Raw genomic sequence first — 24,259 nt, 5'->3', positions numbered from 1 at the left:
TTTTTTAGATTACTTTACTTTAACAAGGGGCTTAAGCCCCTTGCCTCCAACTCCATTACCCCTTCTTTTATCTTGCTTTAGCTCTTAAATAGATAACTTTTCACACTGAGAATAATCTATGTTTAAAACGTCATAATTACCAAAAATTTTCAACTTTTTAGTATGGTGTGATAAATCAGATAAAGCCTTTTTTACTTCATTTTTAGACTTATGTTTCTGTAAATCAATAAAAAACAGATATTCTCCTAAAGAGCGTTTTGTAGGTCTTGACTCTATTCTAGTTAAATTAATATTATTTTCCGCAAAAATTTGTAACGGTTTTACTAATACCCCTGGCTTATTTTTCTCGAAGGAAAAACCAAGGGATACATAATCGCCATCTTCCTTTTTATCCTTACTTACCACCCAAAAACGAGTACAGTTATCGGGATAATCGTTGATATTGGCTTCTTTTATGGGTAAATCATAGAGTTGGGCAGCCCTCAAAGAGGCGATCGCCCCTGAAGTGGGATCATGATTAACTATTTGTAAGGCTTCCGTGGTAGAATTAGCCGCCACCAATCGAGCTTCAGGGGTATGTTTATCAAGCCACTTTTGGCACTGGGCAAGGGCTTGGGGATGGGAATAAACAGTTTTAATACCCTTGAGACAATTACCCCGAGACAAAAAATTATGCACCACAGGCAAAGTCAAACCCTGCTGAATCTGTAACCCATCCAACTCCCACAAACTATCCAGAGTCATAGAAACAATGCCTTGGATAGAATTTTCCACCGGCACAACTCCCACATCTGCCCTCCCGTCAGCCACCGCCAAAAGAGTTTGAGCAATGTTGGGATAAGGTACTAACTGTGTTTTTATTCCAGTTTCTTCCTCTATATTTTGAGCATAAATTAAGGTAGCAACCTCAGAATAAGTACCGTTAGGGCCTAAATGTGCGATCAATTTTGTCATAGAAAATTAGAATATTTTTGATAAATGCTTAAAGTGGGGAATGGGCGATGGAAAATATTGGAAGTGACAACCCCTCTCCTATGGCAGAGAGAAGTAAACGTTAGTAATTTAGAAAATATAAATAAACACAACGAATTGAAGATAAAGTAATATTCTCCATTATCAATTCTCCATTATCAATTATTTATTCTATTCCTGCATCACGATTTTTAATCGCCTCAGCCATCTTCGAGATTACCTCATCCACAGCCAAAGCCCCTAAATCGCCGTTAGCACGGGTACGAATGCTTAGAGTATTACTTTCCACCTCGTTACCGCCGATAACCGCCATAATAGGAACTTTTTCCTTTTCTGCATTACGGATCATTTTACCCAATCTTTCCCCGCTACTATCAACCTCGGCTCTAATTCCTGCTAAGAGCATTTTTTGACATACTTCTTGGGCAAAGGGTAAAAAGTCATCGTTAACCGCCATTAAACGGGCTTGGGTGGGGGCTAACCACAAGGGGAAATCCCCTGCATATTCTTCGATTAAGATGCCGATCAGACGCTCTAGGGAGCCAAAGGGCGCTCGGTGAATCATAACGGGGCGCTGACGAGAACCATCGGGGGCGATGTATTCGAGGTTAAACCTTTCGGGTAGGTTGTAGTCCACCTGTACTGTTCCCAATTGCCATTCCCGTTCGAGAGCATCTTGGAAAATAAAATCGAGTTTAGGCCCATAAAAAGCCGCTTCTCCGGGGGCTTCAAAGTGTTCCATATCCAATTTTTGAACGGCATTACGGATGGCACTTTGGGCTTTATCCCATACCTCTTGACTACCGATATATTTATCAGATTCTCGATCTCGGAAACTCAGACGGGCTTTAAAGTTTTTCAACTGTAGGCTCTTGAATACGGATAAAATCAGGTCAACTACGCTGAAAAATTCCGATTCTAGTTGATCAGGGGTAACGAATAAATGGGAGTCATCTACGGTAAAGCCCCTTACCCTTGTGAGTCCGCCTAATTCCCCAGATTGTTCGTAACGGTACACGGTACCAAATTCCGCTAGGCGCATGGGTAGTTGACGATAGGAGCGCAGTTCGCTTTTATAGATTTGGATGTGGAAAGGGCAGTTCATGGGTTTCATGACAAAACCGATTTCTTTCTCCATTTCCTCGGCGTTGTCGGCCATCATGGGGAACATATCTTCTTTGTAGTTTTGCCAATGCCCTGAAATTTTGAATAGATCAACCCTACCGATATGGGGTGTAACTACGGGTAAATAACCTCTTTTTACTTGCTCTTTTTTGAGGAAGTCTTCGAGGGTAGAACGAATTAACGTGCCTTTGGGAGTCCAGAGGGGTAAACCAGGCCCCACGGGATCTGAAAAAATGAATAAACCTAGTTCTTTTCCTAGTTTACGGTGATCTCTTTTGAGGGCTTCTTCTTTACGGCGTTTATATTCGGCTAGTTGTTCGGGGGTTTCCCAGGCTGTGCCGTATAATCTTTGGAGTTGTTGGTTGTTAGCATCTCCTCGCCAATAGGCTCCTGCAATGGATTCAAGGGCGATCGCCTTGGGGTTTATATCTCCAGTGGTTTCCACATGGGGCCCGGCGCATAAATCCCACCATTCATCGGCTAAATGGTAGATGGTGATAGGTTCTTCTTTGATACTATCAAGGATTTCTAGTTTGTAAGGCTCGTTAATTTCTTTGATGCGGTTTTGGGCTTCTTCTCTGGTGACTACTTCCCTGACAATGGGTAATTTTTTCTTGATAATCTTAATCATCTCTTTTTTGATGGTTTTAAGATCTTTTTCTGTCAAAGGTTCGGGCAAATCGAAGTCATAATAAAATCCCGTTTCTGTCCAAGGGCCGATAGTTACTTGAGCGTTAGGATATAATTTTTGTACCGCCATGGCCATAATGTGGGAGGTGGTATGGCGTATTTTTTTTAGGTGTTCTGATTCGCTGGTACGGGGTAATTTTATTACTTCTGCTATGGATTGATCTGCCATAAAAATAAAATATATATTAATTCTCTAAAATACTATTATCCCATTATTTTAACGGGATCTCTGTTTATATTCTTTTTTGAGCTATGGGCAATGGTGATAATTATCATTATTTTTCCTTCATTATCCATTCTCAATTATTAATTATCAATTATTTATCATGAGTAAAGAATCTTTATATAAAAGTTATACCCCCCCTACTTGTACTCTCAATATTTATAATCCTCCTTCTTTTGCTCCCCTTAAAGGGCAAAATTTAGCTCCTGACTATACTTTTGAGTTAAATTTTGATGATCCAAGAATGCCCCATGAAAACGAAATATTTATTAGGGGCGATCGCCCTTACCTAGAAAAAATTAGGGCAAAAATCAATCAATACCTCGATAAATTCTTACAAAACCTCGACTTTGAGGAAAAAGAGCTTGATAATGATGATAGTAGTGATTTTTTAGTGGTGGGAAAAGGTCAACTATATCATTTGATTAAAACAGAAGATAACCAATCCATTACCCTGAGTCATACCCAATTTTTAGACCTTACCAACGCCCTCGAAAATTTTTATCTTGACTTCCGAGAGAGCGAAAATAAAATTTATTCCCCCTTCACTCCTTTTAAAAGTATTGTGGGCATAGGTGCGATCGCCCTTATAATAGTTGGAGGATTTTGGTGGTATAACAGTACCATTGTGACCGAAGAAATTGAAGAGGAAACCGAAACCGCTACGGAAAATACCTTCCCAGAATTTCCCGATGTGTTGCCCCCTACCCCCATAGATAGAGACTCTTTACCCCCCTCCTTACCCGATGTACCCGATAACCTTTTGGGCAGACAACCGTTGCCCCTACCTAGTGGCGATATACCCCTACCCCCCGCCAACTTTCCAGCACCCCTAGAAAACGGGGATAATTCCTCATTACCCTCTCCCCCAACCTCCAACGAAGGTTCTATTACTGTGCCACAAACCCCTCCCAGAAACAATACAAACAACCTTCCCCCCTCTCCTCCGCCCCCCGAAGAATTAGCCCCTGCCCCTCAACCTGTTCCCCCACTGGGCTCAGAACGTCCCAACCTACCGACAATTCCTCCTTTACAAGCTAGAAATCCTCAAGGGAATAATGGCAATAATCTTCCTGATAATACCCCTCGTGCCCCAACTCCATCTCCCCAAGAAAAGGTTAAAAATTATTTTGCCTCCCGTTGGCAACCCCCAGAAAACTTAACCCAAAGCATCGAATACCGTTTACTCATTAACTCGGAAGGTGCCATAACTCGTATTACTCCCGTAGGACAAACCGCAGGATTTTTCATTGATAGAACCCCTTTACCCTTGCAAGGAGAAACTATTATTTCTCCCCTCAGTGAATCTGAGTCTGTCACCATCAGGGTTATTTTTGGTCCAGACGGTAATGTTAGTACTTTTAGGGAATAAGATATAGTTTTGCTAACTCAAGACTAAGTATTTGCAACGAACGAATGGAAGCCAATTTTGTTACGGAAATATTTTTACCCATTGCCCTAATTACCATTATGTTAGGTATGGGTTTATCCCTTACGCCCAAAGATTTTCAAAGAATAATTTTTGAACCAAAGGCAATATTTATTGGGTTATTTTGCCAGTTAATTGTATTACCTATTATTGCTTTTTTGTTGATGAGATTTTGGGATTTACAGCCAGAGTTTGCGGTGGGCATTATTTTACTTTCTGCTTGTCCAGGGGGGGCGACTTCTAATTTATACTCTTATTTGGGTAAATGTGATACGGCTTTATCTATTAGTTTAACGGCTTTGTCTAGCGTCATTACTATCATTTCTTTGCCTTTTATAGTCAATTATGGCATGGAAGTGTTTATGGGCGATCGCACTTATGTGGCTTTACCTGTGTTGCAAACTATTGTACAAATTATTGTTGTCACCTTAATTCCTGTCTCTTTAGGGATGCTGATTCGCAGTTATAAACCTAATTTTGCCCGTCGTGCTGATAAACCTGTGAAGATTGCTTCTGGTTTGTTTATGGCTTTGGTGGTGGTAGGGGCTATTTTAGCGGAGCGAGAAAATTTAATCCCTTTTATTCAAGCAACAGGTTTTCCTACCCTTGCCCTGAATGTGATTACTTTGCTTGTTAGTTTTTTGATTGCTAAAAGCATGAATTTAAGTTTTAAGCAGTCTTCTACTATCTCTATTGAAGCTGGTATGCAAAATGGAACTTTAGCCATTGCGATCGCCACTTCTGCTACATTATTAAATAATCCCCAAATTGCTATACCTCCTGCCATATATTCTATTATTATGTTTGTTACAGGGGCAGTGGTAAGTTACTTTTTTAGTCGTATTAATAGTGAAAATAAATAGAGCTAAATTATCATATTATCAACTAAATGTTGTGCTACTTAAATTATTTTATAAAAGTATCATAAATGTTATTATACCAAATCCTACATTAAAAGTAGACTAATAACTATCATCAATCTCAATAATTTCAAGTAAATAAATATACCATCTAAATAGGATTTGGTATTAAATCTGGATTATATGATGATTTCGCAGACCCTAATAAATAAAAATTCTCGCTTTTTTAGGGCGAGGAATATTAAGTTAGCACCATCATAATTTTTGATTCAATAAGTGATTGTTTTTATAATCTTTAACTTAATTTAATTTGTCCTTTGAGGCTCGATGGTAGCCATTATATTCACTGTCTTAACTCCTTCAACGGATTTAAGTATTGGTTGAATTTGTTCCACTTGTGCTTGAGTTTCCAACATCCCTGATATCATTACATCGCCATTATTTACCTCAACATTTAACTGATTATCTCCTAAATTATCCTGAAACTTTTTCACAATCTCATTTTTAAGATCGCCATCGCTTTTAGGTGTGGCTGGATTATTTGCTGTTGATTGAGGCCTCGTGTTAGTGGGAGTGGGGTTAGCTGCGGGGGGTTGATTATTTGTTTCTGCAGGGTTTTGATTAGACTCTGAAGGGGTGACGGTTATATTATTATTCGTTGTTGTCGTTGTAGGAGGATTATTATTTGATTCAGGAGTTACTGGACTTGAAGGTTCAGGAGTTGTTCTCGTAGCGGTTGTTTGGATGGCTTCTTGTTCCTCAACTTCTATCGACTCAGGCTCAGCTGTTTCTGCAGGAATCGGCACTATAGCAACGGGTTCAGGGTTATTAGCATCATTTAAAAAGTAGATTACCCCTGCTACTAAAGCTATTATGGTAGTGACAATTACACCAATAAGTAAACCCTTAGAGGTATTTTTATCGGCCCTATCAATATGTGCAACTGTTTTATCTACTCGTGCATCTTGAATATGGGCATCTACCAATCTATCGTCAATTAACTCTTTTCGATCTGAGTGAAAATTACCGTTAATATCGGTATATTCTGTATAAATGTTGCCATTAATATCCTTGTATTCGGTGCGAACAATTCCGTCAGTGTCTGTATATTCTCGATATATTTTTCTGGAAATTTCTTGATTATCTCTAATACTCATAATTATTTCTATTATTTTTTTTAGTAGTTTTTTGTAGCGGTTTAATTTATTATTTTCTTTCGATGAGGTAAAAAACAGAAAGGATTATTTGCGTTTTTTATTAAATTTAATACCCTTCCGAAAATTGAATTTATTAAATGTGGGGATTACTTGGTTGAGTCAGTTTAACAACCTTGCATAGACCTCCATTATAGATGATTATTTTTTTCTTTGCTTTTTATTGTTAAATGTACCATGGCAATTTTTACAGGAAATTGAGCCTATGTTTCCTTACCTGTATTGCATAAATGAATATTATCTTCGCTCTTATTCTTCTTTATAGAACCCATTTGGTATCTCAGGAAGCAGTGAGTCTTTTTAAAAGTAATCGAATAAAACATAAGTTAACTTTTTGGGTGGAGTTGAATAAGGTTCTTTCAAAGTTTTTGACCAAATTTTTACATCTTTCCATCCAAGCATTAGATCTTTCAATGATCCATCTTGCTTTGACTACCACAAATCCTTTTTTTCCTTCTGATTTTTTTTGTTCAGAAGAGATTTTGCCTGATTTTTCCATACGAATTTTCTTTCCAATTTGTGGATAAACTTTTTCTAATTCCCTCATGATAAAATCAGGATGATAACCCGAATCCACGAGGATCGTAATTTTATGAACATTCATGGGTTTGGCACGAAAATAATCTATGTTCTCACTCAACATCATGATTAATCCTCGATCATCGGAAACACTTGCCTTTGTGCAACAAGTGAAAAAAGGAAATCCCAGACTATCCACTGCTAAATGTCTTTTAATACCATTGGTGAGTTTATACCTACAAAATCCTTTACTCTCTACTCCTGCACTACAAGTATTTTGTACTGCTTGAGAATCAATGATTATTAATCGAGTCCAAGTGGATTTTTTTTTACTTTTTCCCTTAGTTGCTTATGAAGCTCACACATCACCATTTCAAAGATACCCTCTTTTTTCCAGTTTTTATAATGCCAGTAAACTGTAGAATAAGGCGGTAAATCCTTGGGTAAATCAGACCAATTACAGCCATTTTTGAGTTGATAAAAAATACCATCCCAAATTTGTCTTTTAGACCACTTTGGTGGACAAGTTCGTTTCTTTTTTGGTAACAGAGGTTTGATTACTTCCCATTCTTCATCACTTAGACTGCTAGAATATGCCATCCTTCTATTTCTCTATGTTTTCATCTCAATATTCTACTAGATACCAAATGGGTTCTATAAATCTAATGAAATGTTAGCCGTTGCGATCGCCTCTTTTGCTACATTATTAAATAATTCACAAATTGCAATACTTCCCACTATATACTTTATTGTTATGTTCGTTATAAGGGCGATCGCCCGTTATTTTTTTAATCGTAGCTAATGGTGAAAATAAAGAGGGCTAAATTTTAAGCAAAAACAAAAGTTTCAGGTTGAGGTAAATCTTTGCCATCCTCTTGGTACTCTTGTATAATCAACTCTAAAACCTCTTGTCCATTTTTTAAGGCTTCCTCATAGGTTTCCCCATGGGTAATGGGTTGCATTTCATTTTTAAAGTCAGGAAGAAAGACAACAAAACAGTTATCTTCATTACTCCATTGAATAGTGACAGTATAATTAAATTTACTCATAACTATTTACCCTCTCTTATTTTTTTTAATATTGTATTTCTAACCCATTAATAAGTTTTCTGAGCATCTTCTAAAGAATATTCAATATCATTATCTTCTGAAAAAAACTGACTTAACGAAAATTCCTGCCATTCTTTTTTCTGCCAATCAGTGTATTCAGCGATATTTATATCATAATCATTAGTAATTGATAATGTGAATTGTGCTATTTTCTCAACAATTTCATCAGGTAAATTATCAATTTGTTGGTGTAATTGTTCACGAATTGTTATTTCCATAGTTGAATCAGTAGAGATGCTAATTTAGTAATTTAAGCTAGTCTTTATTTTCTTCATTCAAGATAGATAGGATAGTTATATTTTTACTGAATAGATTAGTTTAATTAATTGTATTTTGTCATGAATATTTGCAAGTTTAAAGAAAAAGAATATGATATATTTAAAAGATAAATTAATCATTAAAAAAATAATCCTTATCAATTTTCTTAATCTCATAAGTGACTGATATGGAAACACCTAAATTATAATCTATCATATAATTTACTAAACTTTTGCCATCTATTAAAATAATTTTTGACTCAATATTTTCTACATAATCGAAAGCAGTTTTAGTGAAATCACCCGTAGTGATGAAAACTCCCTTTTTTGCTCTTTTTCCATGCAATGCACCCACAAATTTTTGAATTTCTGGTCTTCCAATTGTACCTTCCCATTTTTTGGCTTGTAAATAAATCAGATCTAACCCTAATCTATCTTCTTTAATTATTCCATCAATTCCTTCATCACCTACTTTGCCAATAGATTCTCCCGCATCATCTCTCGAACCACCATAGCCCATACGAACCATCAAATCAATTACTAAATTTTCAAAAAAATCATAAGAATTACTTTTTATTGTGTTTAAAAGTTCATCGGCTAATTCATTTCTAATTTCTTGATAACCATTTTCAAGCATTTCTTCTGGAGTCTCTTTTTCTGTGAAAGGAACGTCAGATATTTCATTGTTTTTATTCTTTTTAGGAGTAACAAAATCTAAAAATTCAGAATATTGCTGAAGTTCTTTTACAGTTATTTCTTGATATTTTTTTGCTAATAAATCTTTCCCTCTTTCTGTAATTTTAAAAATTCCACGCTTAGGATAATGAAAGACTTTTGCTTTAACAAAATAACTTTTTGCCCACCAAATTCGGTTATCAACCTTTGTCATTGCTCCACTTCTTACTTTTTCATGTAAATCTTCAGCGGTTAATCCCATTTTATTGATCAAGATTTCTTTTGCTTCTTTTGTAGAATGTTCTTTGTCATCAGAAGCAATTTCTAAAAGGGGTTTAAAAAATTTTTGAAAGTTAGGTGTACTCATAATTTCATAATCATTAACAAAGTTTAATACTTACTAACAGGTGATTTTAAGGGATAATAGCATATAGACGAATATATGATAACTTTCTATGACTAATATCCCTCCTTCCTTAACAGGAAACGAAATCAGAACAAAATTTTTAAACTTTTTTGAGCAAAAACAACATAAAATATTACCTAGTGCATCTTTAGTACCTGAAGATCCTACGGTGCTTTTAACTATCGCAGGTATGCTACCATTTAAGCCCATATTCCTAGGGCAACAAACCCCTGAAGTACCGAGGGCAACTACTTCCCAGAAATGTATCCGCACCAATGATATTGAGAATGTGGGGCGCACAGCCAGACATCATACTTTCTTTGAGATGTTGGGCAATTTCAGTTTTGGGGATTACTTTAAATCTCAGGCCATTGCATGGGGTTGGGAATTATCGACTCAAGTATTTAAACTACCCCCAGAAAGAATTGTGGTTAGTGTGTTTCGTGAAGATGACGAAGCCTTTGCCATCTGGCGTGATGAAATAGGTGTATCTGAAAAAAGGATTATCCGCATGGGAGAAGAAGATAATTTCTGGAAATCTGGGGTGACTGGCCCTTGTGGTCCTTGTTCGGAGTTATACTATGATTTTAAGCCCGAATTGGGTGATGATAATATCGATTTGGAAGATGATAGTCGATTTATTGAGTTTTATAACTTGGTGTTTATGCAATATAACCGAGACACCGAAGGAAATTTAACGCCCCTAGAAAAGAAAAATATTGATACGGGTATGGGGTTGGAAAGAATGGCGCAGATTCTGCAACAAGTGCCGAATAATTATGAAACTGATTTGATTTTCCCTATCATCAAGACTGCTGCTGAGTTGGCTGATATTGACTATCAAAAAGCGAATGAGAATACTAAGGTATCTTTAAAGGTAATAGGGGATCATGTGCGATCGGTGGTACAAATGATCGCTGATGGCATTTCTGCTTCTAATATGGGGCGTGGTTATATTTTGCGTCGCCTTATTCGTCGGGTGGTGCGTCATGGGCGTTTGATTGGCATTGATGGTAATTTTATCAATCAGGTGGCGGAAACTGCCATTCAATTGTTAGAGGGGATTTACACCAATACCAGAGAAAGGGAAAAGGTTATCAAAACTGAGTTGCAACGGGAGGAGTCAGCTTTCTTAGCTACCCTTGAAAGGGGTGAGAAACTCTTGGCGGAGGTTATTGATAAGCTAAAACAGGTGCAAAAAACGGAAATTTCTGGGGTGGATGCTTTTACTCTTTATGATACTTTCGGTTTTCCTTTGGAATTAACTCAGGAAATAGCGGAGGAGCAGGGTATAACCATTGATGTGGATGGCTTTGAGGCGGAGATGGAGGCTCAGAGAGTGCGATCGCAATCAGCCCATGAGACGATAGATTTAACGGTACAAGGAAGCATTGACAAATTAGCGGAACATATCCATCCTACAGAATTTTTGGGCTACCAAGAATATCAATTGATTAGCCATATTGAGGGTTTGTTGGTAGAAGGTAAATCCGTGAAAAAAGCGGAATCGGGTACTAAGGTACAGTTAATTTTAAATAAAACTCCTTTCTATGCCGAGTCTGGGGGGCAAATTGGCGATAAAGGCTACCTCGCAGGGGAAGATGTGTTAATCTCCATCAATGATGTACAGAAGGAGTCGGGCTTTTTTGTTCATTATGGCACGGTGGAAAGGGGTAGTATCACCGTAGGGCAAAAGCTACGGGCAACCGTTGACAAAGCCTGTCGTAACCGTGTCAGGGCAAATCATACCGCTACTCACCTATTACAGTCGGCGTTAAAAAAGGTGGTGGATAATTCCATCTCTCAGGCTGGTTCTTTGGTATCCTTTGATAAGTTACGCTTTGATTTTAATTCCCCTCAACCCATTACCAAATCTCAATTACAACAAATTGAGGATTTGATTAATACTTGGATTGCCGAAGCCCATCCCGCTGATATTTCTGTTATGGGTATAGAAGAAGCTAAGGCTAAAGGGGCGATCGCCATGTTCGGTGAAAAATACGGCTCCCAGGTGCGTGTTATCGATATACCAGAGGTTTCCATGGAATTATGTGGGGGGACTCATGTAAATAATACCGCTGAAATAGGGCTATTTAAAATCATATCAGAAACGGGTATTTCTTCTGGGGTAAGACGCATCGAAGCTGTGGCGGGTGCCTCAGTGTTGGAATATCTCAAGGTAAGAGATGAAGTTGTCAAAGAATTGGCTGATAAACTCAAAGCCAAACCCGAGGAAATTCCCGAACGTTTTGCCAATCTTCAAAGTGAGTTAAAAACTACCCAAAAAGAGTTGGAAAGCCTTAAGCAAGAGTTAGCTTTATTAAAATCCGATAGTTTAGTTAACGAAGCCCAAACAGTAGGAGAGTTTAAAATTCTCGTTGCCCACATGAGAGATTTAGATGCTAAATCCTTACAAACCGCAGGGGAAAAATTACAACAAAAATTAGGGAATAGTGCAGTAGTATTGGCTTCCATCCCCGAGGAAGGAAAGGTAAGTTTAGTGGCTGCCTTTGGGGAAAAAGTTTATAAAGAAAAACAACTTCAGGCAGGTAAATTTATCGGACAAATCGCCAAAATCTGTGGTGGTGGAGGCGGAGGACGCCCTAACCTTGCCCAAGCGGGAGGAAGGGATGCCACCAAGGTTGATGAGGCTTTGGCTACTGCTAAAACTCAGCTGATGGACGCTTTATCTTAAGCTGTTGCGGTGGGGTGGGTATTATCGCCCACCAAAATCAATAATTCTAGTAAATTAGCTTTTTCCTACGGGGGGTATTCATAAACCCTAGTCTATAATTCTCAAATCTCCTCGGCGGTTGACCACACTTAAGGGTTCGTGTCAACCGAACGCAAGGAATTGTAATATTTTGTTACATTGTGAATGTAGAACGAAAAAGCAATTATATATATTATGAATAACGATTTAACAGCTACCAACAACAGAGACTTATTCGCACCTGTCGTATTTCGCTCAGAATTCAACGACTTTAAGGATATTAGTGCAAACCAAGCATGGTCACTATTTTTCACTGCAGGTAAAGAAGACAAAAGCCTCGGATTTAACCCCGAAGCTGGTAGATTTTTTACAAATACCTTAATTGGAATTATCGTTGCAGGGGCATTGATTGGCGGTGTATTAACCGATGTCATCCCCCACTAATAACGATGCAATTAACTTTCCAAAGAACGGGTTTTTTCTGCCCAAACTCTGGTGGATAAACCCCAAACATAGATAAATCCTTCAGCGGCTTTGTGATCAAATTGATCTTGTTCTCCGTAAGTAGATAATTCGGAGTCATACAAAGAATACTGGGATGTTCTACCTACGATGGTAGCATTACCTTTAAAGAATTTGATGCGTACTGTACCGCTGACTCTTTTTTGAGTTTCTTCGATGAAGGCGTCGAGGGCATTTTTGAGGGGGCTATACCATAACCCTTCATAAATCATGCGACTATAGGTTTCATCAATGTGGGCTCTTTTATAATGGGTTACATCACTGGTGAGGGTTAAACTTTCTAAGTCCTCATGGGCTTTGATAAGCACTAAAAGAGCAGGGGCTTCATAGATTTCCCGAGATTTGATACCTACTACTCGGTTTTCAATCATATCGATACGTCCTACCCCATGATTACCAGCCACTTCATTAATTTTGGTAACTAGGGCAACAGGAGGAAGAGCAACACCATTAACCGCTACGGCTGTTCCTTGTTCAAAGGTAATTTCTAAATATTCAGGCTCATTAGGGGCATCCATAACCGATTTTGTCATGGCGTAAATTTCTTCGGGAGGCTCTGTCATAGGGTTTTCTAAGGGGCCAGCCTCCACACTACGCCCTAATAGGTTACGATCAATGCTGTAAGGAGAGGATTTTTTGACCGGGGCTTCGATACCAAATTGTTCCCCGTAGGCGATCGCATCTTCACGACTCATACCCCATTCCCTAGCAGGAGCTAAAATTTTAATATTGGGATTGAGGGCAGTAATACCTAAATCAAAACGAACTTGGTCATTTCCTTTTCCTGTGCAACCATGGGCAACCGCATCAGCACCATACTTTTCGGCAGCTTCCACTAACAACTTAGCAATGAGGGGACGAGCTAAGGCAGTGGAAAGAGGATAACGGTTTTCATATAAAGCATTAGCTTTTATGGCAGGGAAAGCATAGTTAGTCACAAACTCTTCCGTAGCATCGGCCACCAAAGACTCTACTGCACCACATTTAAGAGCCTTGGCTTGTATAGGTCCTAATTCTTCTCCCTGTCCTAAATCTGCCGCAAGGGTAATGACTTCTTTTACACCCCATTCTTTTTTTAGGTAAGGAATACATACGGAAGTGTCAACTCCCCCGGAATAGGCTAAAATGACTTTCTCGGCACGACTCATAAATTTTACTCTGTTTCAGATAAGACTAAAGGGTTATTGTAACAATAACTGTATTTTTAACCAATTGTAAGTCAAGATTTCTGTATTTTATCCACAAGGGATAAAGAGACGAAGGGATAAGAATATTTTTTGTAAATTTCTTGACAAAATTTTAACCGTTCGTTAACATAGATAATGTTGAACGCAACGAGGGACTGTAGCTCAGCTGGTTAGAGTGCCTGCCTGTCACGCAGGATGTCGCGGGTTCGAGTCCCGTCAGTCCCGTAAGAAAAAAAACTAGCACTCCTTGGGGTGCTTTTTTTGTCTGTACATTATCAATAAATTATTTATCATCAGTAATCGGTTCGTATCGCCTTGATAAATTAAATAAACTGATAACAAGTTAGTGTTTAGAAAGAGCCTCTTTTGAGTTGTAATCAGGATAAAATGAATTAAAGTTCAATTTTTCATTGAGCCTTAGCCCCGCAAACACAATAGTTAATTATCTATGCGCACTGTTGCCCAAATTAATGAAAAAATAGCCGATCGCACCGTAAAAGTTTGCACCATTGAAGAATTAAAAAGTAAAGTAAAAAAACAAGGTATAAGCAAAACTTATCAAGAAATAGATGTAGTTTGTACGGGTACCTTTGAACCCATGGAGTCATCGGGGGCAATCATTAACCTCGGTCATACAGACCCCCCCATCAAAATTCGTCAGTGTTGGCTCGATGGAGTACCTACCTATGCAGGATTTGGGGCAGTGGATCTGTGTTTGGGTGCAACGGTACCTTCTGAATATGGCAGTAATAAAGAGTTAGGGGATAACGTACCTTCTAATTTACCTGAAAGGGGAGGGGCCCATGTGATAGAAGATTTAATTGCGGGGAAGGCTGTACCGATAAAAGCAGTGGGACAGGTAACGGACTGTTACCCTAGAGCTTCCTTTGAGTCCACCATCACCATGGATTCTATTAATCAGTTTTACTTATACAACCCTCGAAATTTGTATCAAAACTTTATTGTAGGGGTGAATGGGGGCGATCGCACTTTATACACCTACTTAGGCCCATTATTGCCCCGTCTTGGCAACGCCGTATATTCGAGCGTGGGCGCTATGTCTCCCCTGTTAAATGACCCCGATTTGGAAGTGGTGGGCATTGGTACCAAAATATTTTTAGGGGGAGCAGAAGGTTACATCGCATGGGAAGGCACCCAAAATTTCCCCCTACAAAAGAGACGAGAAAATCGCACCCCCATTGGTCCTGCCTCTACGGTGGCTTTGGTGGGAGATGCCAAACAGATGAGTCATGAATGGGTTAGGGGTTGTTATTTCAAAAATTATGGTTCATCCTTGATGTTGGGGGTAGGTATTCCCATTCCCCTGCTAAGTGAAAAAATTGTTGCTAACTGTGCTGTGGATGATAAAGATATTGTGGCACCAGTGATGGATTTTTCTATTCCCCGTCGGGTGCGTCCTAGTTTTGGGTTAGCTAGTTATGCCCACCTCAAGAGTGGGAAAATTAAGATAGAAGGGCAAGTGGTGCGAGTAGCTTCCGTGGCTAGTTTATATCTCTCCCGTCAGGTTGCCCAAACTCTCAAACAACGTATTTTAGACGCTGAATTCACCCTCACCCAAGCCGTTGCATCCCTACCGTGCGATCGCACCTTTATCGCCCAAGATGGTGCCATATAGAGAATTAAATATATTCATTGACAGGACAAAATGTATCCGCTACATCAGGATTTGATTAATGTGGGGATACTTTGCCATTTAGTTAAAAATAAGAATCTAAATCAATAGCTTCAGAACCGCCCTCTAAAAGTTGTACAATTAGCTTTCTAAGTTGTACCCATATCAATACACCAATAAAAATAGTCAGAGGTAAAGAAACTCCGTAGGACAAAACACGATTGTAGGTAAAAATTTCTAGTCCTGCGGCTAAAAACATACAAATACCTAAACAAATGCCAAGAAAAGGTATTTGTAAAACAGAAATCTCCGACATATCCGTTTTTATTCCTTTTTTGCCTTGATTACTCCAGTAATTGACTTTTATTTTCAAAGAAGATTCAAAAGCTAAACCACAGGTAATTCCAATAAAAAAACCCATAGCTAATAAAACTAAAGGGGGGTGGGGTAATGTGTACATGGTTTTATAAAAATTTTGTTATTTTGATGATAGTTGTTTGTTAAAAAATATTAACATCTTTATGGTTCACCAAGAAAAAGCAATGTATCAAAAAATTTATTGTGTCAATCATGTGGGTAAAAATCTTTTAATTGTGGGTTATCATCCTGATAAATTATGGGAATTTAGGGCGGTAACTTCTGAAGGCATAGTTGTACAGGAAGTTAATTTTTTTGAGACGGCAGAGTTGGCAGAAAATCAAGGCAAAAAATGGATTGAAGATGATCTTTTGTGAAAAAATCAAAGATATATGCTACTCCGACATTATTGATTAGTATAGGTTGAAAAACCGCTGTAAGATAGAAGATTGATTAAATTAAATAATTATAGTTAAAGTTCAATATAAATTATGCAATCTCCTTATCAAGCCAGTGATGTAGAAAATAAATGGCAACAGCAATGGACAGAAAACGAACTATATAAAACCGAAGAAAATAGCGATAAACCCAAATTTTATGCCCTTTCCATGTTTCCTTACCCTTCAGGAAAGCTACATATGGGCCATGTGCGCAACTATGTGATTACTGATGTTATTGCCCGTTTTCAACGCATGAATGGGCGTCGGGTGTTACATCCTATGGGCTGGGATGCCTTTGGTTTACCCGCAGAAAATGCTGCCATTGATAGGGGAATTCCTCCTGCTACTTGGACTTTTCAAAATATAGACCAAATGCGATCGCAATTACAACAACTAGGACTATCCATCGATTGGGATAGGGAAGTTGCTACCTGTTCTCCAGAATATTATAAATGGACACAGTGGTTATTTTTACAATTTTATCAAGCAGGTTTAGCATATCAAAAAGAAGCCGCCGTAAACTGGGATCCCGTTGATCAAACGGTTTTAGCCAATGAGCAGGTAGATGGAGATGGTTATTCTTGGCGTAGTGGGGCGAAGGTAGAAAGGAAGCTATTGAGACAATGGTTTTTGAAAATTACCGACTATGCAGAGCAACTTTTAGAGGATTTATCTCAACTAGAAGGATGGCCCGAAAGGGTGAAAACCATGCAGGAAAATTGGATAGGTAAATCGGTGGGGGCTTACCTCGAATTTCCTGTTATGGATAAAGAGGAAACAATTGCTGTTTTCACTACCCGCCCCGACACCGTCTATGGTGTAACCTATGTGGTATTGGCACCCGAACATCCTTTAACCCCCCTAGTCACTACCCCCGATAGAAAAGAAGCCGTAGAAGCCTTTATAAAAGAAGTTAGCGCCGAAAGCGAAATCGATCGCACCGCTGATGATAAACCCAAAAAAGGAGTCTTGACAGGGGGTAAAGTCATCAATCCCTTTACAGGGGAAGAAATTCCCATCCTGATCGCCAACTATGTACTATATGAATATGGTACAGGAGCAGTAATGGGGGTACCAGCCCACGATGTCAGGGACTTCAAATTTGCCAAAGAGAATGACTTGCCCATCAAAGTCGTTATTTTGCCTGATGATGCTGATAACGGGGATGTGTGTCTATTGAAAGCCTACACCGAAGCAGGTACTATGATTAATTCTGGTTGCTTTACGGGAATGCAGTCGGTGAAAGGTAAAAATGCAGTGATTCAATTTGCTGAAAATCAAGGCTACGGAAAAAAACGCATCCAGTATCGTCTCCGTGATTGGTTAATCTCCCGTCAAAGATATTGGGGTTGTCCTATTCCTGTCATCCATTGCCCCAATTGTGGTACGGTACCTGTACCTGATAAAGATTTACCCGTAAAATTACCTGAGCAAGTAGAATTTTCTGGTCGTGGCCCCTCTCCCCTCGCTAAAATGGAAGACTGGGTTAATGTGCCTTGTCCTAGTTGTGGTACTCCTGCGAAACGGGAAACAGACACCATGGACACCTTTATTGATTCTTCTTGGTATTTTCTTCGTTATACCGACGCAAACAACGAACATGAGCCTTTTAGCCTTGATAGGGTGAACAATTGGATGGGGGTGGATCAGTATGTAGGTGGTATTGAACACGCCATATTACACCTTCTTTATTCCCGTTTCTTTACCAAGGTAGTCAGGGATAGGGGTTTGGTGAATGTGGATGAGCCTTTTAAGCGTCTTTTAACCCAAGGGATGGTACAAGCGATTACCTATAAAAATCCTGTCACTGGTAAGTATATTCTCCCTGAAAATATTGAGGAAAAAGAAGAAACCAACGAGCAAGGTAAAACCGAAACCGTTTACTATGATAGGGCTACGGGCGATCGCCTTTCGGTGTTTTACGAAAAAATGTCCAAATCAAAATATAATGGGGTAGATCCTCAAATAGTTTTATCCAAATACGGTGCCGATACCGCCAGAATGTTTATCCTTTTCAAAGCACCCCCCGAAAAAGACTTAGAATGGGATGATGCCGACGTAGAAGGGCAATTCCGTTTTCTCAACCGAGTTTGGACATTGGTTAACGAATTTATCGAGAATCCTCAATCTGCCCAAAATAAAACCATTGATAAATCTAAGCTAAGCAAAACAGAAAAAGACTTGAGAAGGGCAATCCATACCGCTATTAAGGAAATCTCCGAAGACTTAAACGGTGATTATCAACTTAATACCGCTGTCTCCGAGTTGATGAAACTCAATAACGCCCTGCGAGATAGTAAAGATAAAAACTCTCCTGTGTATAGAGAAGGTATCGAAACCCTTATCCTCCTTCTTGCCCCTTTTGCCCCCCATATCGGCGAAGAATTGTGGCAACAGTTGGGGAATACACAATCGGTGCATTTGCAATCTTGGTTAGCGATAGATGAAGAAGCCTTAACTGTAGATGAAATTACCCTCGTTATCCAAATTATGGGTAAAACTAGAGGTACTATTTCTGTACCTGCCGGCGCCACTAAAGATGAGTTACAACAGTTTGCCCAAGATTCAGAAGTTGCGCAAAAATATATCACAGGCAAAGAGATTAAAAAAGTGATTGTGGTACCAAATAAGTTAGTTAACTTTGTAGTGGTTTAATTTAGCATAACCCCATTAGATAAAAATTTTTCTTGCCATAAGAGCTTAAATTTTTGAGCCCAATCATCGACATGACAGAATAATTCATCTAAATTAGACATAGGACAATATAGTAATTTAAATTTGTTGTTACTTTTAGCTTACTATTTGTCCTTCCCCTTATCCCGAACTCAGGTTAACTATGATTCGTTTAAAATCTTGGCAATGGTTAATTTTAGCTACTCCCGCGGTGATATTGATTTTATTTTTTGTGGTGGCAACGGGGTTACAAATTAATCAATGGGGAATTAGTTGGATATGGGCAATTTTTGTGGTTTTATTTGTGGCGTGGCGTTGGTTGTTAGTTCGGTGGACTAAGCCTTTGATGCCTGACGTGGAAGGTGCGATCGCCTCTGCCCAAGAAAAATTAGATAATAGTCCTTCTTTTAGTAATAGTGATCCCGAAATTTACTCTCAGCTAGAGTCAGCTTTAGAAAATATTATCCTAAAAAGCAAGGATGATCCCCCCATGTGGGAAGATTTGCAACTATTTTTCCAACGTTGTCAAGATTTAGTACAGGCGATCGCCCTTATTTACTACCCAGAGGAAAAATACCCCCTCCTCAATATCTACATACCCCAAGCCTATACCTTAATTCGGGGTACAGTGGATGATATGGATAAATGGATGAATCAACTATCCCCTGCCCTCAACCAAGTCACCATAGCCCAAGGTTATCAGGGTTATCAAATATACCGCAAACTAGAACCCTCTGCCCGAAAATTGATGAAAGTATGGAGTTGGGCACAATGGGTACTTAATCCAGCGGTAGCCCTTACCAAAGTCGCTAGTAATAGCACCACCCAACAAGCCAACCAAGAATTATTAATTAATCTCAGTCAGATAATAAGGGAAGTTGCCCTCGGAAATCTTGCCCATCAAACGGCGTTATTATATGGTGGTGATAATCTCTCTCTTGATAAATTTCAACCCCAAGAAAGAAGCCTTCCTGAGAAAAAAACCAAAGCCCTCAAAGAAATTTTAGAAGAGGCTCAAAAACCCGAAGACATTAAACAAAAACCCGTTAATATTCTATTGGTAGGTAGAACAGGAGCAGGAAAAAGTAGTTTAATCAATACCCTATTCAATGCCCAAACCGCAGAAGTTGACCTTTTGCCCAGCACCACGGAAATCAAAAGTTATCAATGGAAAACGAACACAGGGGAAAGGCTAAATCTCCTCGATACCCCAGGCTATGAGCAAATAAATCGTCCTGAATACCTCGAAAAAGTGTTGGATTATTCTCGCCGTGCAGATATTGTTTTGCTTTTAAATCCAGCCCTTGATCCTGCTTTGCAAATGGATCAAGATTTTTTGCTTAAATTACAAGAAGATGGGCAGGATATTCCTATTTTTACCGTGATAACCCAAGTTGATCGACTGCGTCCAGTGCGGGAATGGCAACCTCCCTATGATTGGCAAGGGGGCAATAAACCAAAGGAGATTTCTATTCGGGCGGCGGTGAGTTATCGTCAGGAAAATTTAGGCTCATTTTGTGAGGAGGTTTTACCCATCGTTACCGCTAATTATGGGGAAATTTCCCGAGCGCCCTGGCATGATGATATTTTAGCTATTCATATTCTAAAGGCGATCGCCCCTGCCAAACAAATCAGATTAGCTCGTTTTTTCCGTAACCTAGAAGCCAGAAGCCTAGCCGCAGCCAAAATTATCGATAAATATACCCTCCAAATGGCTACTAGCCAAGGTTTAACTGCCCTGCTCAAAAGCCCAGTATTACAGTTTGTCTCTACCCTCACCACAGGCTCCCCTCAACTCGCCTACATCCTAGCCGAAAGAATCCCCGTAGAGCAATTACCCGTGGTGATAGGTAAACTACAACTGGCCTATGACTTATTCAATCTACTCAGTGATGATAATGAAAAAATATCCTTTGATTTACTCTCTCTTTGGACAATTTTAGTGGAAAATAACGGCACCCCTGATCAAGAAGCCTGGGCATTAGGACATGGTTTAGTAGAATTTTGGAGCAAAGATTTGACTTTTAATCAATTTAAACAGCGGTATCAATATTATTTACAAGCATGGGATAACCAAAGTAAAAATTAATAGATTTGTCTAACCAAAACTTAATTACAATTTAAACTCTATTCGTATTAAGGCTATTTTATCCTTCTTTCTACGAAATTACCAGGTTTACAGACTAGGAGAAAATAATACTTTCAGCTTATTCCGAATGTAGGTTTATTACTCTCTTATTTATTTGTCGTTGCTAAATTTAGTGATAATTTTTTGTTTAGGTAAAGATAAGGTGCGATCGCACTTTAACAAAAAAACTGCAAGGTAACAAATATCCTCACAGCAATATTTTTTTATTCATAAATACTGAAATAAGGTTTAACAGTAAAACTCACTTTTATCCAAAACAACTTCACCATAACCCGGAACCCAACTTACCCAAATACCAGCTTTTTCTTCACATAATAACAACGCTTCCTCTTGACTATAATCACTGGGGGCTTCATTCAGTTTTACCCATGAATCACGATTATAGGTGATATGACATACTGGACTCCAACAAGGAGTATCCGATTTTACCTTGTCCGTTGTGGTAGCTAATTTAACTAACATCTCTGCACTCCATAAATATAAAGTCTTGTGATTACGAAGTTTGTAGTCTACACTCACCATGCAAAATTAAATAAACTTCTGTATATCAGAATACAAAATATAAAGTAAATTAGAATGAAATGTTATCAAAAATTAATAAATGACATTTGACATTGCTGATTTTAGATATGATTTCTCATTTAAGCCGAGAACAGGGAATAGTGATAATATTTTAATGTTTTAATTTCTAGCATCATTCAATTATGTTTCATACCATGATTAAGCAATGCCTGATGTTTAAATTTTTGGTACTGGTACACACCCCCATGGCAAAGATTTGGACGGGAGAGAGTTTGATTTTAGCAATAATGGTATAACCTAAAGTCGGTGACAACAAAAAACCCAACAGTAAATGCTGTTGGGCAAAGAAAAGCCGAAAAACTACTCGATAATAGGCTTACTAACTTGCCCACGTCTCTTAATGGGAGGGCGAGGAGTACCATTAGAATGAGACTTAGGAGTAAAATTAGTGTTATTATTAGACTTGCGGCGGGGATTGGATCTAAATCTACCACGTTCTTGATCTTCGTGGACTTCAAGATACAGGGTATCCCCAACCATCTGGGCTGCGGTTTGTAACACAGTACGAATAGCCTGAATGTTACGTCCCCCTTTACCATAAACCCTACCTTTTTCCTTTTCTTCTAAGGCTAGACGAATCCAAATTCGTTTGGTACTAGGGATGTATTCACAGTTAAAACTGAGTAATTCGGGAGATTCTAATAATGGCTCAACGAGAAAACGAATTAGCCCATCATAATCAGGGCTAGTAGCATTATCTAAATCAAGATAAGGTTGTTTATTAAGCATTTACCTGTTCAAAAACTTTTGCTTTGTCTAAAATACGACGCACGGTTTCGGTGGGTTGGGCGCCATCTTTTAAACGGGTAACAATAGCAGGGACATCTAATCTGGTTTCATCGGTACGAGGGTTGTAGAATCCTAATTCTTCTAATGCTCTACCGTCACGGCGACTGCGGCTATTGATAGCAACGATACGATAACTAACTTCTCTTTTTTTACCTAATCTTTTTAAGCGTATTTTAATCATAGTAATAATTTTAGTGTACTGTTAATCCTAGTTGATGGGTTAAGATTTAATTGACCTATACCATGATACTAAAATTTGTACTCAATTGCTAATATTGCTTATCAAAAAAACAATAAAATTGAGCATCAAAAATTGGTGATTGTTGAGCCTTACTCCTAGAATGATAAAGAAAAAAGCTCCATAATAGTGATTATGGTATTGATGAATTAAAGTTTCTTCCCAAGACTGTCTGAATTATTATCCTCCATAATGTGTGATTTGACCATTTATGAACAATCTTTCTAACATCCATCAAGCGGTAAGACAGCAAAATTTGCCTATGGTTGAAATAATTCTAGCTCAGGATAATAATATTGTTAACAATATTGATGTCAATCATAATACTCCTTTGATTTATGCGGTACAAGGGGGCAATGGTGCGATCGCACATTTACTGATTGATAAAGGGGCTAATGTCAATTATCAAAACCATCCCCATAAAATGACAGCACTGATGTTTGCCTGTGCCAAAAACTATTTACCTATTTGTGAATTATTAATCACATCGGGTGCTGATGTAAACCTAAGTAACGACGATCGCACCCCACCATTAATGATAGCCTGTTACTTAGGCCATAGAGATATAGCCGAACTATTATTAAAAAATGGAGCAAGGGTAAACTCCCAAGACATAGATGGAGAAACCCCCTTACAAGTAGCCATCAAAAAAAATCATAGCCCCATCATCGAGCTATTAGTCAGCCATGGCGCCGACTTATACCAAGACGAAGGAGCATTAAATCTCGCCATCGACTACCATAAACTAGACGTAGTTAAAACCCTCTTAAAACAGTCCGTGGATGTAAACAGAGGAAATAAAGACGGCTTTACCCCCCTCATGAATGCCTGCGCCCAAGGAAACATAGAAATTGTTAGAGTATTACTCAATGCTGAAGCCCAAGTAAACCTAAAAGACAGTTATCAAGAAACAGCGCTCCATTTAGCCTGTTTAGAAGGACACTTTCAAATTGTCGAAGCCCTCATCAAAAAAGGGGCAGACGTTAACGCCATCAACGCTGAAAAAGATAGTCCTTTACTCATCGCCTGTTTACAGGGGCATAGTGAAATTGTTGCCGAATTACTTAAAAATGGAGCAAATCCCAACTATGTCAATGGCCATGATTATCCCCTAACCCTCGCCATCATCAACAATTGGCAAGAAATAGCCTATTATTTACTCCAAGCAGGGGCAAATCCTGATGTGCGTTTAGCCGATGGAAAAACCGTTTTAATGAAAGTATGTGACCAAAATAATCTCGATATGATTCGCTGTTTATTGCACTTTGGTGCTGATGTAAACCTTGAGGATAAAGGGGGAGGCACGGCTTTGATGTGGTCAGCGCACCGAGGACATTTAGAAGGGGTTAAACTGTTATTAGAGGTAGAGGGAATTAATACCAATCATCGCAACCATAACGGTTATACTGCCGCTAGTTTAGCAGAATATAATCAATTTGATTATGTGACAGAATTTCTGAATAAGAGAGGAATGGATAATGGGGAATAGTTTTTTAC

Annotated in this window: 23 protein-coding genes and 1 tRNA gene; 11 read left to right on the top strand and 13 right to left on the bottom strand. The window is 38.7% G+C overall.

Annotation, left to right across the window (positions count from 1 at the left end; translation table 11 throughout):
- Positions 1 to 84 precede the first annotated feature (84 nt).
- Entirely contained in the window at positions 85 to 954 is an 870-nt protein-coding gene (gene pheA, locus AA637_RS05750; protein WP_446684260.1) for a prephenate dehydratase, read from the bottom strand.
- Positions 955 to 1,138: 184 nt separating this feature from the next.
- Complete coding sequence (thrS, locus tag AA637_RS05745; RefSeq protein WP_446684259.1) at positions 1,139 to 2,956, bottom strand: threonine--tRNA ligase; 1,818 nt, start codon at positions 2,954 to 2,956, stop codon at positions 1,139 to 1,141.
- Positions 2,957 to 3,113: 157 nt separating this feature from the next.
- Between thrS and AA637_RS05740 the strand changes: the two genes are divergently transcribed.
- Complete coding sequence (locus AA637_RS05740) at positions 3,114 to 4,382, top strand: DUF4335 domain-containing protein (protein WP_446684258.1); 1,269 nt, start codon at positions 3,114 to 3,116, stop codon at positions 4,380 to 4,382.
- 44 nt (positions 4,383 to 4,426) lie between these two features.
- A complete protein-coding gene (locus AA637_RS05735; protein WP_446684257.1) occupies positions 4,427 to 5,302 on the top strand; it encodes a bile acid:sodium symporter family protein in 876 nt (291 codons plus the stop codon).
- A gap of 302 nt (positions 5,303 to 5,604) precedes the next feature.
- Here the strand turns inward: AA637_RS05735 and AA637_RS05730 are convergent, their stop codons facing one another.
- The 3 genes from AA637_RS05730 to AA637_RS05720 form a co-directional block, all read right to left on the bottom strand.
- Complete coding sequence (locus tag AA637_RS05730; protein ID WP_446684256.1) at positions 5,605 to 6,456, bottom strand: BON domain-containing protein; 852 nt, start codon at positions 6,454 to 6,456, stop codon at positions 5,605 to 5,607.
- A gap of 337 nt (positions 6,457 to 6,793) precedes the next feature.
- The gene (locus AA637_RS05725) at positions 6,794 to 7,330 is read right to left on the bottom strand and encodes a transposase (RefSeq protein ID WP_446684532.1); all 537 of its coding nucleotides are present in this window, start codon (positions 7,328 to 7,330) and stop codon (positions 6,794 to 6,796) included.
- Positions 7,331 to 7,335: 5 nt separating this feature from the next.
- A complete protein-coding gene (locus AA637_RS05720) occupies positions 7,336 to 7,632 on the bottom strand; it encodes a transposase (RefSeq protein ID WP_446682652.1) in 297 nt (98 codons plus the stop codon).
- Between the two features lie 70 nt (positions 7,633 to 7,702).
- Here AA637_RS05720 and AA637_RS05715 point away from each other — a divergent pair, with 70 nt between their 5' ends.
- On the top strand, positions 7,703 to 7,834 hold the full coding sequence (locus AA637_RS05715) for a hypothetical protein (protein ID WP_446684255.1): 132 nt from the start codon (positions 7,703 to 7,705) through the stop codon (positions 7,832 to 7,834).
- 25 nt (positions 7,835 to 7,859) lie between these two features.
- Here AA637_RS05715 and AA637_RS05710 read toward each other — a convergent pair whose 3' ends face one another.
- From AA637_RS05710 to AA637_RS05700, 3 genes are all read right to left on the bottom strand, one after another.
- Positions 7,860 to 8,081: a type II toxin-antitoxin system HicB family antitoxin gene (locus AA637_RS05710; RefSeq protein WP_446684254.1), complete on the bottom strand. Its 222-nt coding sequence runs from the start codon at positions 8,079 to 8,081 to the stop codon at positions 7,860 to 7,862.
- A 47-nt stretch (positions 8,082 to 8,128) separates the two neighbouring features.
- Positions 8,129 to 8,359: a hypothetical protein gene (locus tag AA637_RS05705; RefSeq protein WP_446684253.1), complete on the bottom strand. Its 231-nt coding sequence runs from the start codon at positions 8,357 to 8,359 to the stop codon at positions 8,129 to 8,131.
- 172 nt (positions 8,360 to 8,531) lie between these two features.
- Positions 8,532 to 9,440, bottom strand: a complete 909-nt coding sequence (locus tag AA637_RS05700) for a restriction endonuclease (RefSeq protein WP_446684252.1) — start codon at positions 9,438 to 9,440, stop codon at positions 8,532 to 8,534.
- Between the two features lie 88 nt (positions 9,441 to 9,528).
- Between AA637_RS05700 and alaS the strand changes: the two genes are divergently transcribed.
- Complete coding sequence (alaS, locus tag AA637_RS05695) at positions 9,529 to 12,174, top strand: alanine--tRNA ligase (protein WP_446684251.1); 2,646 nt, start codon at positions 9,529 to 9,531, stop codon at positions 12,172 to 12,174.
- 213 nt (positions 12,175 to 12,387) lie between these two features.
- Positions 12,388 to 12,636, top strand: coding sequence for a hypothetical protein (locus tag AA637_RS05690; RefSeq protein WP_069790855.1), 249 nt, complete (start codon positions 12,388 to 12,390; stop codon positions 12,634 to 12,636).
- Between the two features lie 11 nt (positions 12,637 to 12,647).
- Here AA637_RS05690 and AA637_RS05685 read toward each other — a convergent pair whose 3' ends face one another.
- Positions 12,648 to 13,862: an argininosuccinate synthase gene (locus AA637_RS05685; RefSeq protein WP_069790856.1), complete on the bottom strand. Its 1,215-nt coding sequence runs from the start codon at positions 13,860 to 13,862 to the stop codon at positions 12,648 to 12,650.
- Positions 13,863 to 14,052: 190 nt separating this feature from the next.
- On the opposite strand from AA637_RS05685, the gene AA637_RS05680 reads away from it, so the two are divergent.
- Positions 14,053 to 14,126, top strand: a tRNA-Asp gene (locus AA637_RS05680).
- A gap of 223 nt (positions 14,127 to 14,349) precedes the next feature.
- Positions 14,350 to 15,537 carry a homocysteine biosynthesis protein gene (locus tag AA637_RS05675; protein WP_446684250.1) on the top strand — a complete coding sequence of 396 codons (1,188 nt, stop codon included), beginning with the start codon at positions 14,350 to 14,352 and terminating at the stop codon, positions 15,535 to 15,537.
- A gap of 82 nt (positions 15,538 to 15,619) precedes the next feature.
- Here the strand turns inward: AA637_RS05675 and AA637_RS05670 are convergent, their stop codons facing one another.
- The gene (locus tag AA637_RS05670) at positions 15,620 to 15,994 is read right to left on the bottom strand and encodes a hypothetical protein (RefSeq protein WP_446684249.1); all 375 of its coding nucleotides are present in this window, start codon (positions 15,992 to 15,994) and stop codon (positions 15,620 to 15,622) included.
- A 61-nt stretch (positions 15,995 to 16,055) separates the two neighbouring features.
- Here AA637_RS05670 and AA637_RS05665 point away from each other — a divergent pair, with 61 nt between their 5' ends.
- The 3 genes from AA637_RS05665 (at position 16,056) to AA637_RS05655 (ending at position 21,093) form a co-directional block, all read left to right on the top strand.
- Complete coding sequence (locus AA637_RS05665; RefSeq protein ID WP_446684248.1) at positions 16,056 to 16,268, top strand: hypothetical protein; 213 nt, start codon at positions 16,056 to 16,058, stop codon at positions 16,266 to 16,268.
- A 114-nt stretch (positions 16,269 to 16,382) separates the two neighbouring features.
- The gene (gene leuS / locus AA637_RS05660; protein ID WP_446684247.1) at positions 16,383 to 18,986 is read left to right on the top strand and encodes a leucine--tRNA ligase; all 2,604 of its coding nucleotides are present in this window, start codon (positions 16,383 to 16,385) and stop codon (positions 18,984 to 18,986) included.
- 181 nt (positions 18,987 to 19,167) lie between these two features.
- Complete coding sequence (locus tag AA637_RS05655; RefSeq protein ID WP_446684246.1) at positions 19,168 to 21,093, top strand: GTPase family protein; 1,926 nt, start codon at positions 19,168 to 19,170, stop codon at positions 21,091 to 21,093.
- Between the two features lie 288 nt (positions 21,094 to 21,381).
- Here AA637_RS05655 and AA637_RS05650 read toward each other — a convergent pair whose 3' ends face one another.
- The 3 genes from AA637_RS05650 to rpsP form a co-directional block, all read right to left on the bottom strand.
- Positions 21,382 to 21,615, bottom strand: a complete 234-nt coding sequence (locus tag AA637_RS05650) for a hypothetical protein (protein WP_446684245.1) — start codon at positions 21,613 to 21,615, stop codon at positions 21,382 to 21,384.
- Positions 21,616 to 22,035: 420 nt separating this feature from the next.
- The gene (locus AA637_RS05645) at positions 22,036 to 22,464 is read right to left on the bottom strand and encodes a KH domain-containing protein (protein WP_446684244.1); all 429 of its coding nucleotides are present in this window, start codon (positions 22,462 to 22,464) and stop codon (positions 22,036 to 22,038) included.
- Positions 22,457 to 22,705, bottom strand: coding sequence for a 30S ribosomal protein S16 (gene rpsP / locus AA637_RS05640; protein WP_069790863.1), 249 nt, complete (start codon positions 22,703 to 22,705; stop codon positions 22,457 to 22,459). The genes AA637_RS05645 and rpsP overlap by 8 nt, the downstream gene beginning before the upstream one ends.
- Before the next feature lie 268 nt (positions 22,706 to 22,973).
- Between rpsP and AA637_RS05635 the strand changes: the two genes are divergently transcribed.
- A complete protein-coding gene (locus tag AA637_RS05635) occupies positions 22,974 to 24,251 on the top strand; it encodes an ankyrin repeat domain-containing protein (protein WP_446684243.1) in 1,278 nt (425 codons plus the stop codon).
- Positions 24,252 to 24,259 lie beyond the last annotated feature (8 nt).

The sequence above is a fragment of the Cyanobacterium sp. HL-69 genome (assembly GCA_002813895.1).
In the GTDB taxonomy this organism is placed as follows: domain Bacteria; phylum Cyanobacteriota; class Cyanobacteriia; order Cyanobacteriales; family Cyanobacteriaceae; genus Cyanobacterium.
Note: the sequence above shows the minus strand (reverse complement) of the source record. Positions and strands in the feature narration are given on the sequence as shown.

Coding starts and splice junctions, on each gene's coding strand:
- AA637_RS05735 (WP_446684257.1), top strand. CDS start 4,427: ATGGAAGCCAATTTTGTTACGGAAATATTTTTACCCATTGCCCTAATT.
- AA637_RS05685 (WP_069790856.1), bottom strand. CDS start 13,862: ATGAGTCGTGCCGAGAAAGTCATTTTAGCCTATTCCGGGGGAGTTGAC.
- AA637_RS05720 (WP_446682652.1), bottom strand. CDS start 7,632: ATGGCATATTCTAGCAGTCTAAGTGATGAAGAATGGGAAGTAATCAAA.
- alaS (WP_446684251.1), top strand. CDS start 9,529: ATGACTAATATCCCTCCTTCCTTAACAGGAAACGAAATCAGAACAAAA.
- AA637_RS05730 (WP_446684256.1), bottom strand. CDS start 6,456: ATGAGTATTAGAGATAATCAAGAAATTTCCAGAAAAATATATCGAGAA.
- AA637_RS05705 (WP_446684253.1), bottom strand. CDS start 8,359: ATGGAAATAACAATTCGTGAACAATTACACCAACAAATTGATAATTTA.
- AA637_RS05700 (WP_446684252.1), bottom strand. CDS start 9,440: ATGAGTACACCTAACTTTCAAAAATTTTTTAAACCCCTTTTAGAAATT.
- pheA (WP_446684260.1), bottom strand. CDS start 954: ATGACAAAATTGATCGCACATTTAGGCCCTAACGGTACTTATTCTGAG.
- AA637_RS05635 (WP_446684243.1), top strand. CDS start 22,974: ATGAACAATCTTTCTAACATCCATCAAGCGGTAAGACAGCAAAATTTG.
- AA637_RS05675 (WP_446684250.1), top strand. CDS start 14,350: ATGCGCACTGTTGCCCAAATTAATGAAAAAATAGCCGATCGCACCGTA.
- AA637_RS05710 (WP_446684254.1), bottom strand. CDS start 8,081: ATGAGTAAATTTAATTATACTGTCACTATTCAATGGAGTAATGAAGAT.
- rpsP (WP_069790863.1), bottom strand. CDS start 22,705: ATGATTAAAATACGCTTAAAAAGATTAGGTAAAAAAAGAGAAGTTAGT.
- AA637_RS05655 (WP_446684246.1), top strand. CDS start 19,168: ATGATTCGTTTAAAATCTTGGCAATGGTTAATTTTAGCTACTCCCGCG.
- AA637_RS05665 (WP_446684248.1), top strand. CDS start 16,056: ATGGTTCACCAAGAAAAAGCAATGTATCAAAAAATTTATTGTGTCAAT.
- AA637_RS05645 (WP_446684244.1), bottom strand. CDS start 22,464: ATGCTTAATAAACAACCTTATCTTGATTTAGATAATGCTACTAGCCCT.
- AA637_RS05690 (WP_069790855.1), top strand. CDS start 12,388: ATGAATAACGATTTAACAGCTACCAACAACAGAGACTTATTCGCACCT.
- leuS (WP_446684247.1), top strand. CDS start 16,383: ATGCAATCTCCTTATCAAGCCAGTGATGTAGAAAATAAATGGCAACAG.
- AA637_RS05650 (WP_446684245.1), bottom strand. CDS start 21,615: ATGTTAGTTAAATTAGCTACCACAACGGACAAGGTAAAATCGGATACT.
- AA637_RS05715 (WP_446684255.1), top strand. CDS start 7,703: ATGTTAGCCGTTGCGATCGCCTCTTTTGCTACATTATTAAATAATTCA.
- AA637_RS05670 (WP_446684249.1), bottom strand. CDS start 15,994: ATGTACACATTACCCCACCCCCCTTTAGTTTTATTAGCTATGGGTTTT.
- thrS (WP_446684259.1), bottom strand. CDS start 2,956: ATGGCAGATCAATCCATAGCAGAAGTAATAAAATTACCCCGTACCAGC.
- AA637_RS05740 (WP_446684258.1), top strand. CDS start 3,114: ATGAGTAAAGAATCTTTATATAAAAGTTATACCCCCCCTACTTGTACT.